A 12,679-nucleotide genomic window follows, 5' to 3' on the forward strand; every position below is an offset into this window, starting at 1 on the left:
GAAGAGCTCGCTTTCGATGAGCGTGGGCACCAGCGCCCCGCAGTCCACCGGGATGAAGGGCTTGTCGCGGTAGGAGCCGGAAAAATGGATGGAGCGGGCCACCAGTTCCTTGCCCGTGCCGCTCTCGCCCTGGATCAAAACTGGAACGCTGCTGGAAGCGACCTTGGAGATGATGCCATAGACCTTGTTCATCTCCGGAGAGTTGCTCACCAAGACACCTACTACGCCTTCGGAATGCCACCTATCCACCATGACGTCGCCCTCCCGACCGTTACGTGCCATTTTGGGAAATCTTATTCGTGAGGGAAGTCAGGCTTGTCGATTTTGGGCAGGCGTTCCGGTTTCGGAACATCGAAGAAGACTGGGGAAAGTTGCAGCAGAATAGAACTAAGTAGCTTATGCATCAACCATTTAGCGAAATGCCTTAGGAGTAGCCGGTGCCCCAGCGCGGCTTAAGTGACTTCCTAGTCGCCGAGGCAAGAAGTGGGTCAGGATTTTCCCAGAATAGGCTTGTATTCCCGAGTCGGGTCAGTTTGGCCCCGGTCTCACACACGTAATCCTTGGAAGCGGAGCTTCACCAAGCGTCGTAACCTGCTTGCGTCAAACCGTTTAAGCACAAAGGTCTTTTCCGGCCACTGGCACACAGATTGCACTTCACTTCAACAATCACCGTGAGCATGGCGCTCAGCGCTTAGGTTCCTCAAGACCATCTCGCGGATTCGATCAGCAGACGCGACTACAGAGAGGGCTTATGGATCCCACCAAGGTATTCGTGCTGGCATCTCTAATTTTGGTGTCTAACGCGCTGCACGGTCAGGGACAGTCAGTATTTGGCCAAGCACCATTCCAGATTCGCACGGAGATCGGCATTCGATTTAATCAGAATCTTGGTTACGAGAACCCGGAGTTGACCTTCGCCGTGACACCGGAATTGAACGCGAAGAAGCTGTATGTGCGCGGCAGCGCATTCTATCGAACTGGAAACAAGCTTCAAACCGGCAACGGTTACTCGACCGGCGGGGACCTGGAGGCCTACTTCCGGGTGAAACGGTTGCTCTTCGGCGGCGGGGTCACGCGCGGAAACTTGGTAACCTCGCAGTTTCAAAAAGGCACCACGCATCCGTTAATCGGCGGGGCAGTAGAGTTCAGGGTCGGCAAGCATCCTTCACGCATCTTCGCGCAGTATCTGCTCAGGGGCAGTGACGATACGAACGGTCTCCAAGGCGTGAGGACCCGACTGGAGGTGGACGTCCATCGGCGCATTCGGATCGCACCATACAATCTTGGCGTTTACCGATTCTTCCCTTCGAACGCTCCACAACTCGGCACACGCACTGGGTATTCCTTTTCCGCTGGGGTCTCCTACGTCCTGTGGTCCGGCAAGGAAAGGACCGGAAACTAAGACCGTTGGGCCGAAATTGAACTCGTGATGGGCTGTCGTAGAGCAGCATTACCATGCCCAAGACATTCGATGCGCTCTGCTAGAATCTTCCGCTTGCTCGTTGCGGGAGAGGATCTTCGTGGAACTTGCCGTGATCGGAATGGGGCGCGTGGGCCTAGTGGTAGCGGCGTGTCTGGCGGACTTTGGGCATCACGTATGGGGCGCGGACAATGTGACCTCCAAGGTGGCCGATCTGGAAAAGGGGACGATGCCCTTCTACGAGCCGGGTCTGGAGGAGCTCGCCCACAAGAACCAACGCGCGGGAAGACTCAGCTACACCGACGACCTGCCGTCAGCGGTCAGGCGCGCCTCGGCCATCTTTCTGGCCGTCGGGACCGAGGATGGCGGCGAGGGCAAGCCCAACCTGGGCCCGCTGTTCCAGGCCGGCGAAGAAATCGCGCACTGCCTGGATGCTTACAAGGTGCTGGTCATCAAGAGCACTGTACCGGTAGGCACGGCGGCTCGCTGGCGCAGCCACGTGCAGGCGCGGACGCGAGCGGCCTTCGACGTGGTATCCAACCCGGAATTCCTGCGCGAAGGGGCGGCCATCGATAACTTCATGCGGCCGGATCGCGTCATCCTGGGCAGCACGTCGGAGAAGGCCATTCACCTGCTGCGTGAGATCTATCAGCACCTGTACCTGCTGGAAACGCCCTTCGTAATCGTGGACCACGAAACGGCCGAGCTGATCAAGTACGCCACCAACGCGTTCCTGGCTACAAAAGTCACGTTCATCAACGAAATGGCCACGCTGTGCGAGGCCACCGGGGCTGACGTGCACGCTGTCGCACGCGCCATGGGTCTGGATAAGCGCATCGGACCGAAGTTCCTGCACCCGGGACCGGGCTTCGGCGGTTCTTGCCTGCCCAAGGACACGCGGACACTGGCGGAAATGGCCCGCGGGTTGGGCTGCTCGCTGCCCCTGGCGGAATCGATCCCACAGAGCAACCGCGCCATCGTGCCGCAGCTTGTGGCGCGGCTGGAAAGGAAGCTGGGAGCGCTCCGCGGGAAGACGGTGGCGGTGCTCGGTCTTTCCTACAAGCCGTTCACGGATGATGTGCGTGAGTCGCCGGCCCTGGAGTTTGTGAGGCGGCTGCTCGAAGCCGGGGCGACGGTACGTGCGCACGACCCGCAGGCGAACCAGGAGGCAGCCCGCAACCTGACCCATGCTTCTCTGAGTTTTCATGACAGCCCGTTCGTCGCATGTTCCGGAGCCGACGCGGCCGCCATTTTGACGGAATGGAATGAATTTCGGAGTCTCGACCTCAAAGAGCTCCGCCGGCCGATGAAGGGCGGCGTGCTTTTAGACGCACGCAATGTTTACGATCCGGACGAAGCCGTGGCTGCAGGCTTCGATTACATGGGGCGCGGGCGCGCACCGCGGCGAACCGAATGCGCTGCCGGCTAGCTTCGTTCTACAGCGAAGCCATGTTGCCGAGGAACTCGCTGTTGGCCTTGGTCTTGCCCAGCTTGTCGATGAGCAGCTCCATGGCCTCGACCGGCGAGAGCGGGTTCAGCACCTTGCGCAGCACCCAGATGCGAGCCAAATCATCCTTGGGGATGAGCAATTCTTCCTTGCGCGTGCCGGAGCGCTGGATGTCGATGGCCGGGAAGACGCGCTTGTCCACCAGTTTGCGCTCCAGGATGATCTCCATGTTGCCCGTGCCTTTGAACTCCTCGAAGATCACGTCGTCCATGCGCGAGCCGGTGTCGACCAGGGCCGTGGCCACGATGGTCAGTGAGCCGCCCTCTTCGATGTTGCGGGCGGAGCCGAAGAAGCGCTTGGGGCGCTGAAGGGCGTTCGAATCCACTCCGCCCGACAGGATCTTCCCCGACGGCGGTACCACGGTGTTGTAGGCCCGCGCCAGGCGGGTGATGGAGTCGAGCAGAATGACCACGTCCTTCCGGTGCTCGACCAGGCGCTTGGCCTTCTCAATCACCATTTCTGCCACCTGCACGTGGCGAGCAGCAGGCTCGTCGAACGTGGACGATATGACTTCGCCCTTGACCGAACGTTGCATGTCGGTGACTTCCTCGGGGCGCTCATCAATGAGCAGCACGATCAGCACAACCTCGGGGTGATTGGTCGTGATGGAGTTGGCGATGTTCTGCAGCAGCATGGTCTTGCCGGCGCGCGGCGGGGAAACAATGAGCCCCCGCTGGCCCTTGCCGATGGGCGTGAGCAGGTCCATCACGCGGGCACAGATGTTGTCTTTCGTGGTCTCCAGCTTCACGCGCTCTTCCGGATAGAGAGGGGTCAGGTTGTCGAACAGGACCTTGTTGCGGGCTTCCTCGGGTGACTCGAAGTTCACCGCTTCGATCTTCACCAGGGCGAAGTACTTTTCACCCTCGTGCGGCGGGCGCACTTGCCCGCTGATGGTGTCGCCGGTACGCAGGTCGAACTTGCGGATCTGCGAAGGCGAGACGTAGATGTCGTCCGGGCCCGGCAGGTAGTTGTAATCAGGCGAGCGCAGGAAGCCGTAGCCGTCCGGCAGGATCTCCAGCACGCCCTCGGCGAAAATGTGACCTTCTTTCTCGCTCTGTGCCTGCAGAATCTTGAAAATCAGGTCCTGCTTGCGCAGGCCTCCGGCGCCGGGCAGCTCAAGCCCACGCGCAATCTGGGTGAGTTCCTGGATGTTTTTTTCTTTCAGTTCTGCGATGGTCATGATCCCCTGCGAAGTTCAGGTTTTCAGGAAGGAAGAGTGGAAAATGGGAAGCCGAACGAAAAGCAGAAAAAAGGGGGGCGCGCGGCGGGTTACGCCGCGCGACGCTCCGCTCCGGGATGGTTCTCCGGCCAGGCCATCACCCGCTCGGCGGCAGGCGCATCGGCCAGGCGGCCCAGCACTTCATTCATGGTCTCCTGCACACGCGTGGCAGGACGATGGAACCGACGGGTGGCCTTCGACGCCAGCTGGCACAGCACATAGCGGTTATTCACTGTGCGCAGCGCGTCGTACACCAGATCAGAACGCATGATAAGTAAAACCTCCTCTCAACTCCTGATGCTTCCGAACAGCTTGTCTTGGTGAACCTTGAGCGGAGGGCCTGACTTTCGTCAAACATTCCCCGCTGGGGTGTCGATAATCTGCTGTCGCCCAGTTAGATGGGAGAACCTCGCCAAAAGTTGCTGTTTGGAGGAACATCTTGGCTCCCCTCCCTGGATTTTGGAAAAGCTGTTGGGGAACCAGAGCTTAGGGCACTAGAGTAGGGCCATACCGAGGCTGGGTCAAGCTTTTTCTGCGGCCTGTAAGTTATTCATTCTAAAAATAGTTTTAGGCAGCACACGCTCCCGCCCGACTTCTCGAACTCGGATGTGGCAACGCACAACGGCTCCAGACGCTCGTTCAGCAGGGCGAACTTGAGGCTGGGAGTTAACTGTGGAGTAATAAAGGACCGGTTTGCCGATACTCCATTACAAACAAAGCGCAGTGCCTCGTCCAGGTTGACCTCGTAGATCCGCAAGGACTTACGCCGAATCGCCCGCAATGCCGTGTCTGTGAAAGCCCCGGGATAAATAAGGACTGCGCCCGGCGCCAGCGGAGCCAGGCAGGTGTCGAGATGGTAGAAGCGGGGGTCGGCGAGTTCGAGGGGTACGACCTCGATGCCCATCTCGTCCATGACTGCTGTGAACTTCTGCACACCGCCGCGGGTGGAGCGAAAGCCGTGGCCGGCCCAGACGTGGGTGAAGTTCGCGTCCCAAAGGAGATCGCCGTGGCCCTCGAGGTATTCCTCGCCGTAGTCCAGTTCAACGACACGGTACCCGCGGGCGCGGAACCAGGCGACGTAATGCGACACCTCGGGTTGGCGCGAGGGGTGTCGCATGCGACTGGGCACCACAAACGGGCCGACGTCCGCGTGAACGCCGACGAAGACCGGGTTGTTGGAGAAAACCATATCCTCAAGGCCGGGTACGGGCTCGATGGTCTCAAGCGTGAAGCCGACCCGAGAAAACGCTCTGCGTACCTCTTCCCACTGACGCATCGCCAAGTTCTTGTCCACCGGGGCCGCGTTCTGCATGAACGGATTTTTCACTTCCAGAACGTCGAAATAAGTCGGTGGACAAAACAATACGCGATTCATGGGTTGTTGCCTGTCGATGGGACCGCCGGGATCGTCGGAGCGTGATAGGCGGCCAGCACTGGATGCTTCAGCCCATCGCGCCGGATGAAATAAATCACCAGCAGATAGAGGAGGCCGCCGACGAGCTGCGCGCCCAGAGCAGCATGCATTCCCGCCAGCAGTCCGTAACGATCGGCGATCCCGCCCACCAGCCACGGTGCGAGGGCGGGGGCGGAAAAGTTTACAAGAAAGTACGTCACACCGACGGCAGTCGCATGAGCGCGCTCCGGTACCAGGTCATGGATGATGGCGATTACCGGTCCGTGATACCAGCTCATGAAGAACGTGCCCACGAAGAAGAGCGCGAGGAACGTCGCTTTGTCTGTGGTGTGCAGCGCACCCAGCACCAGCGGCGACGCCAGCAGGAATCCGGCCAGCACCACGGCCACGCGTCCCCAGGGCCAGACGCGAGCAAAGAGATCGGCGAGCCATGCGCCGGTCATCACGCCGAGTATTCCGGCACCCACCACGATGGCGCCCAGGCTCACGCCCGCCTGGCTCAGGGTGAATCCCTGGTAGCGGACTACGAATTCCGTGCCCCAGGTGACGTAGGCCTGGGCGGCAAAGGTGACGAACCAGCCGCTGACCAGCATGGTGAGGTAGGCGGGCACACGTAACAGATGCCGAAAGGGCACCGCGTGCACGCGCGGCGGTCGCGGAACATCCGGCAAACGATACAGGAACGCGGCCAGCACGAATCCCGGCAGGCCGACCAGGAAGAACGCCGGGCGCCAGCCCAGGCGGTCGGCAATCAATCCTCCCACGGCGAGCCCGGCCGCCCCGCCGATGAACATGCCCACGTTGAAGAAACCCTGCACGCGGGCACGCAAGTCTTTCGGGAAAGCCCCCGTGAGCATGGCGGTACCGGCAGGCCCGTAGGCAGCCTCACCCACACCCACCAGGGCTCGCGCGACGAGCAAGGACCGAAACGATCCGGCCAGGCCGCTCAGGAACGTGGCTGCGCTCCAGAACAGCACTCCCACCGTCATGATGCGCGGACGCGAAGCTCGGTCGGCGGCGTATCCCAGCAGCACGTTGAGGGGAGCATGCACCAGCGTGAACACCGTGCCCAGCAGTCCCAGTTGCTGGTCGCTGAGCAGAAACTCTTCCTTGATGGGTCCAAACAGCGGGAACACGACCTGGCGGTCGATGTAGTTGACGAAATTCAGCAGCGTGAGAACCAGCAGCACGCGTACTTGTTGCGAACTGTAGGCCACCGGCGACATTCTACCTGACCGCTTTCCTCCCACCCCAAGGACCGCCTTCCCTACTCCCAGCGCCCTGCAGTCTGCCGTCTGCGACAGCATTCATACATTCGGGCCTCTTTGCAGGCCGGTTCGTCCTGAGCGCCTTGCGTCTCAGCGCGCACGGGCGCACCGCCACCTACGCCGAACTCGAGCAGACGGTGGAGAAACGCAAGGCGGGCGACCAGGACGCGGTCACAGGACCGGCGCGGAGGCAAGTTCCGCACTCGACACGCCTACGCCCAGAACGTGCGGTCGAGCGTGCGGTACTGGATGGCCTCGGCGATGTGCTTGGGCAGGATGTGTGGCGCGCCCTCCAGGTCGGCGACGGTGCGCGCGACCTTGAGGATGCGGTCGTGCGCACGCGCGCTCAGGCCCTGCTGCTCGATGGCGCGCTCCAGCATGCGCTCGCTGTCGGTAGAAAGATCGCAGTAGGTGCGGATCTGCTTGGGAGCCATCTGCGCGTTGGAGAAGATGCGCTCGCCGGCGGCAGCGAAGCGGTTGATCTGCACTTCGCGCGCGCGTTCCACGCGGCGGCGGATCTCATCGGAGCCCTCCGGCGCCGCACCGCCACGCAACTCCTTGTAATTCACCGCGGGCACGTCGATGTGAATATCGATGCGGTCGAGCAGCGGCCCGGAAATCTTCGACACATAGCGCTGGATCATGGCCGGTGTGCAGTGGCACTCGCGGGTGCGGTCGTTGAAGTAACCGCACGGGCACGGATTCATGGCGGCGGCCAGCATGAAGCGCGCCGGGAACGTGAGCGACATGGCCGCGCGCGCGATGGAGACCGTGCCGTCCTCCAGCGGCTGTCGCATCACTTCCAGCACGTTGCGCGGGAACTCGGGCAGTTCGTCCAGGAAGAGTACTCCGTGATGGGCGAGGGACACTTCGCCGGGCCGCGGGATCATGCCGCCACCGATCAATCCGGCGTCCGAGATCGTGTGGTGCGGCGCGCGAAAGGGCCGCGTCGCCACCAACCCGGCGCCCGGCTCCAGCACGCCGGCAACACTGTGGATCTTGGTGGTCTCAAGCGCCTCTTCGAAGGTGAGCGGCGGGAGGATGGTCGGCACGCGCTTGGCCAGCATGGTCTTGCCCGACCCCGGCGGGCCGATCATCAGGATGTTGTGCCCGCCGGCGCAGGCTACCTCGAGCGCCCGCTTCGCGGTCTGTTGTCCGCGCACATCGCGGAAATCTACGGCGTGCCGGCCTGCCTGGTTGAGGAGCGTTTCGGGGTCGACGCGCAGCGGTGAACCGTTGCCGGAATTGAGCAGGCCCACCACGTCCATGAGCGAACGCACGGGATACACCTGGACGCCCGAGACCACCGCCGCTTCGCGTGCGTTGACCTCCGGGACGACCAGGTTGCCGATGCCCTTGGCGCGCGCCGCCACGGCGATGGGCAGTGCGCCGCGCACGCCGCGCACACCTCCGTCGAGGGAAAGTTCCCCCACCAGCACCCATTCCGGAAGCTCCTTACGAAGCAAGGCACCGTAGCAGCCCAGGATGCCCAGCGCCATGGGCAGATCGAAACCGGAGCCTTCTTTCCGGATATCCGCCGGCGCCAGGTTGACGGTGATGTGCGTGGGCGGGATGTCGTATCCACAGTTCTTCAGAGCAGCGCGGATACGCTCGCGGCTCTCGCGCACGGCGGCGTCAGGCAAGCCGACGGTGGTGAAGTGGTCTTCACCCAGCTTGATGCCGGAAACGTCGACCTCGACTTCGATGATCGAAGCGTCGATGCCGTACACGGCGGCGCTGAGAGTCTTGAAAAGCATGTATCCGGCGCGGAATGCGCCGCAAGGGGCCCGTACAGCAGAATGCGGAGTATAGCCCGAGACGCGACCGGAGCAAAGCCCGCTGCCTGCTCTTAAGTTCGCGCCCGGACTCGACCTGGCCGCTCGTAACGCCGTGCGGCCGGCCACTTGGGCTGGCCGCGTCGTCGGAATGCTACCAGTTACGGCGTTGTCACCTGAGCGGTATTGGAGTAGGCCGAATCGCCGACGCTGTTGCGGGCCTTGATCCGATAGCGGTAGGCCTTGCGCCGCGAAACGCCGTTATCCGTGTAGGCCGTGGAGTTCACTGCCAAGGTAGCAATCACGGTGAAGTTGCACACTCCGTTCTTGTTGACCTGGCAGCGCTCGAGGGTGAAGTTGTCCTCATTGTTGGAGTTGTCCGTCCAGCTCAGATTCACGAAGCGGCTGTTACCCGAACTGCCGGCCACGGCAGAGAGTCCACTCGGTGCCGCGGGTGGACTGGGCGGTGGAGGAGGCGCTTGCGTGCTGGCCTCCGCCGTGTTCGAGTAACCCGAGTCTCCGGCGCCGTTGAACGCGCGCACGCGATAGGCGAAGGTGGTGGAGGCGCTCAAGCCGGTGTCGCTGTAGGCGTTGGAGTTCGCCGGCAGTTGGACGATCTGGCTGAAGTTGCCGGGACTGGCATCGCAGAAGGCAGCCGTGCCCGTGCAGCGTTCGACGCGGAAGCCGTCCTCATTGTCCGAGTTGTCCGTCCAGGCCAGGTCGATCTGACTGCTGGACGTGCCGGCGGCCAGGAGACCAGACGGAGCGTTCGGCGGGGAGGCCGGTGGCGCGGCACAACCCGGGAAGCTGAAGGAAGCGATGCGAGTGCTCCAGTTGAAGGTGCCGTCGTTTTTCAGATACTCGGTGGTGTACCAGAACGTGCAGTCGTCGGCCGCATCCACCGTCATGCTGCTGTAGTCGCCCCAGCGATTCAAGCTGGGAAGCTGCGAGCCCGTGCCGTCGATGATGGCGGTCTCGCCCTGCATCGTCCCCAGCGGGTCGGAAGCCACGCGTCCGGTGTAACGGATGCTCGGCCGCGTAACACCGCTCGAAACGCTGTAACCCACCGCGATGTTGCCCGCCGCGTCCATGGCGATGCTCCCCATCCAGCGGTACTCGTTGTCCGGCGCGAAGGTTCCCTGCTGGAACACAACCGGGCTTCCGAAGGGATTTCGGATCTCGTACCAGCGTACCCCGATGCTGCTTCCCGCCACGATGGAGTGATTTACCACCAGCGATTCATGGTCGCCGAAGTTGCGATAAGCCAGGCGGTACATGGGACGGTCGCCGAGGGCGTCGAGCCTCTGGCTGGTATTGGGCTGTGGAACGCACGATTGCGCGCAGGCACGGGTGAATGCCGCCACCGGGATGTTGATCGGGCCGGTCAGCGTGGTGTTGTCCGGAGTGACGAAGTCAGGCTGCATCCGCCAAAGGTTCACGGAATTGGTCCCCAGGTTGAAGAACAATCCCGGCGCCCCGGGTGGCGGCAGGTTGTTTCCGTCGAGATCGCCGGGAAGCAGGCTGGCGTAGGAAGAACTGAGGTTGTAGCAGATCATCCAGGCCGGCTGCCCGATGAGCATGTCGCTGCGCTCCAGAGCGCAGGCACTGGCGCCCGAGAACAGGATGCCGAACAGGAACCGGTTGAACGTCAGGTAGTAGGCGTTCGGCCAGACGCTCAGCTTCGGATAGTCATTCAGGTCGTCAATCGCCCAAACGTAGCGCCAGTAGGAGCCCGTGGCATCCGAAGTCATGGACACCGCGACGCACTGGTAATAAGGAGGGCCTGAATCCACTCCGGCAAGCTGCGTCAGGACCCAGCGGTTGGCGAGCTGGTCGTACTGCACGATAGGGTCGCCATCGTTATCGTTCTGGCAGGGCCCGCCGACGCCGGCAAACAGCGTGTTGCCGGCGGCTGGACCGTACAGCAGCGCACCCGTCGCCTTGTCGAAGATGGCGAACGACGTGTTCACCCATTGCACGTACTGCGTGGCGCCGACGTCGCCGTTGGTATCCGGAGGTGCAGAGCTGGGCGAGTACGTCCCCAATCCCACCCCAATCCCATCGAAACCGAAACCGGTGGACGTGGCGACCGCGGGTCCGGCCGTGTCCTGCAAAGCAGGGTCAGGTGCAGGTGTGCCCGGAGCCGCAGGATGAGGGAACCGGATGGGCATCTCCCGCGGCACACGCTTGTCCGAAAGGGGCGGCAGGTGCCGCAACGGCGGCGAGACGTTGGGCGATGCAAGGTACACCTTGATCCGGCCCGGGGCAATCGGCTGTTGCCCCAGGGCCGCAACCCCCGAAACTAGAAGAATGGACGTGAAGATTGCAGCCGTAGCACGGCGATTCATTAGAACCTCCTGTATGTGCGCCATGGGGAGGATGCTACTGGCGGAGGGTGTGCACGAAGTCTGACTTTATCCAGCGGTACTGTCAATGGGGCGGTTGGACGGGGCTGGGCATTGTCCGGAAGGACGATGGCAGGTACAGGGGCTGCCCCTCAATGGACCAGGGCGGCGCGGGTATTAGCCAGCGTGTTCTGAAGCAGTTCGCGGGGGACGCTGGTAACGAAGGGTTTGACCAGCCAGCTGACGAGCACCGGAATGTCACGGGTCAGCGAAATAGCCTCGCACTGCACATACACGCCGCCGTCGCGCTCCTCGAACCGCCAGTAGGAGTTCAGCCGCCACAGGAAGCCTCCGCCATCGTCCACCGGCTTCTCGTGTTCGCCGGGCTCGCCGAAATCCGCCACCTCGGCAATTCGTGTTGCATAGGAGCGGGTATGCACACGTCTCTCATCCAGCGGGAAGTAGTGCACGTCGTGCTCGGTGTCCATCACCACGGTGATCAGCTTCTTCTTGTAGAAGCGGAGAAAGACTTTGAAGTCGTTGCCGTTGCGCGCGCGGAGCTTGGAGGCGATCACGTCCGGCTTGTAGTAGCGATCGTGATGATCGTAGTCCTGGACCAGCGCCAGGGTCTGTTGCAGGCTGACGCCGGGAATGAACACCATGCCCAGCCAGTGATGGATGATGCCGCCCGGGACATCGATCTCTTGGCCGCCATCCAGAGTCTTCATCCGCTCGATGATCATCTGCCCCTGACGGACTTGCTGGTACGCCGGCTTCTTGCGTTCGGCTGGCAGAGTGTCGATCCAGAGGAAGGTCTTGTCGGAGGCAACCTCGCCGGCGATCCTGGCCTCGGTCAGGCGCACGTAGCGGTCAAAAGCCCGTACCGTTTCCTGCTTCAGCTCAACGGCTGTGGCGCCTGGTGGGAACAGCAGGACGGTCAGCAGGCCCGCCCGCAGAAGACGTGCGGAGGAACGCAGGCGTGTCGTGGTGTACTGCCGTGCTGGCAGTTCTTGAGGGGACAAATGCCGCAAGCTTTCAGTATATAGGGCCCGAGTGCGCCGCGCGGCATCACGCCCGGTACTGTGGCGGCCGGGCGCCGGCCAGGCGCATGTACACAATAATCTGGCCGCGGTGATGCGTCGCGTGGTCCAGCAGGTAGCGGAGCACGCGGCGTTTGGTCATAGGGCGGCCGCCGAACATGGGCACGGAGTCCTCCAGCGTTCCGCCGTCCAGCCGCAGCGCCGCCCGCTCGACGTATCCGAAGTTCTCATGCAGCTTGGCGACCACCAGGATCTTGGATGGCACAGATTCCTGGCCCGCTTCGCTGAAGACCTGTGCGGGCTTCGCCTTTTCCTCGATGAACATCTCGTAGATGGCCTGCACGGATTCGGCGATGTGCACCAGTTGCTGTCCGAAAGTCCGCATGTCGGGCGTGGGACGAAGGCTGTAACGCGGCTCCGCCATGGCCTGCGCGCACTCTACCGTGTAAGCGTGCGACAGCCGGATTTCATCCAGGAAGTCGGTGACCACACCGGCGCCGGCTGGTCCAATCGGTTGCTGCGTGTCGCGGAGGACCCGGGAACCCTGCGGCCATACCTCGGGCACGCACAGAGCCAGGGCAGCGATCGCGGACGACCGCATCAGCGAACGGCGTGAGACTGGAAGCATCGGCGCACCTCACCCACCAGCAGTGATCTTACCGTCGGTACGTTTCGGCATCGAACATGGTTC

General features: G+C 62.4%; 11 protein-coding genes. 2 read left to right on the top strand and 9 right to left on the bottom strand.

Annotated elements, in window-relative coordinates:
- Positions 1–282: sigma 54-interacting transcriptional regulator (locus VNK82_00320; protein ID HXE89387.1), on the bottom strand; the 282-nt coding region annotated here is incomplete at its 3' end.
- Between the two features lie 469 nt (positions 283–751).
- On the opposite strand from VNK82_00320, the gene VNK82_00325 reads away from it, so the two are divergent.
- Together VNK82_00325 and VNK82_00330 are read left to right on the top strand one after the other, a co-directional pair.
- A complete protein-coding gene (locus tag VNK82_00325; GenBank protein HXE89388.1) occupies positions 752–1,402 on the top strand; it encodes a hypothetical protein in 651 nt (216 codons plus the stop codon).
- Positions 1,403–1,520: 118 nt separating this feature from the next.
- Entirely contained in the window at positions 1,521–2,849 is a 1,329-nt protein-coding gene (locus tag VNK82_00330; GenBank protein ID HXE89389.1) for a UDP-glucose/GDP-mannose dehydrogenase family protein, read from the top strand.
- A gap of 7 nt (positions 2,850–2,856) precedes the next feature.
- Here VNK82_00330 and rho read toward each other — a convergent pair whose 3' ends face one another.
- From rho to VNK82_00370, 8 genes are all read right to left on the bottom strand, one after another.
- Positions 2,857–4,107: a transcription termination factor Rho gene (gene rho / locus VNK82_00335; GenBank protein ID HXE89390.1), complete on the bottom strand. Its 1,251-nt coding sequence runs from the start codon at positions 4,105–4,107 to the stop codon at positions 2,857–2,859.
- Between the two features lie 89 nt (positions 4,108–4,196).
- The gene (locus VNK82_00340) at positions 4,197–4,415 is read right to left on the bottom strand and encodes a hypothetical protein (protein ID HXE89391.1); all 219 of its coding nucleotides are present in this window, start codon (positions 4,413–4,415) and stop codon (positions 4,197–4,199) included.
- A 281-nt stretch (positions 4,416–4,696) separates the two neighbouring features.
- Positions 4,697–5,521 (bottom strand): arginine deiminase-related protein, encoded by an 825-nt coding sequence (locus VNK82_00345; GenBank protein ID HXE89392.1) that lies wholly within the window; start codon positions 5,519–5,521, stop codon positions 4,697–4,699.
- Positions 5,518–6,786, bottom strand: a complete 1,269-nt coding sequence (locus VNK82_00350; GenBank protein HXE89393.1) for an MFS transporter — start codon at positions 6,784–6,786, stop codon at positions 5,518–5,520. The genes VNK82_00345 and VNK82_00350 overlap by 4 nt, the downstream gene beginning before the upstream one ends.
- Before the next feature lie 254 nt (positions 6,787–7,040).
- Positions 7,041–8,585 carry a YifB family Mg chelatase-like AAA ATPase gene (locus tag VNK82_00355; GenBank protein ID HXE89394.1) on the bottom strand — a complete coding sequence of 515 codons (1,545 nt, stop codon included), beginning with the start codon at positions 8,583–8,585 and terminating at the stop codon, positions 7,041–7,043.
- Positions 8,586–8,764: 179 nt separating this feature from the next.
- The gene (locus tag VNK82_00360; protein HXE89395.1) at positions 8,765–10,951 is read right to left on the bottom strand and encodes a fibronectin type III domain-containing protein; all 2,187 of its coding nucleotides are present in this window, start codon (positions 10,949–10,951) and stop codon (positions 8,765–8,767) included.
- 149 nt (positions 10,952–11,100) lie between these two features.
- Complete coding sequence (locus VNK82_00365; GenBank protein ID HXE89396.1) at positions 11,101–11,970, bottom strand: hypothetical protein; 870 nt, start codon at positions 11,968–11,970, stop codon at positions 11,101–11,103.
- 46 nt (positions 11,971–12,016) lie between these two features.
- Positions 12,017–12,616, bottom strand: a complete 600-nt coding sequence (locus VNK82_00370) for a DinB family protein (GenBank protein ID HXE89397.1) — start codon at positions 12,614–12,616, stop codon at positions 12,017–12,019.
- Positions 12,617–12,679: the final 63 nt, after the last annotated feature.

The sequence above is a fragment of the Terriglobales bacterium genome (assembly GCA_035573675.1).
Classification (GTDB): Bacteria; Acidobacteriota; Terriglobia; order Terriglobales; family Acidobacteriaceae; genus DATMAB01.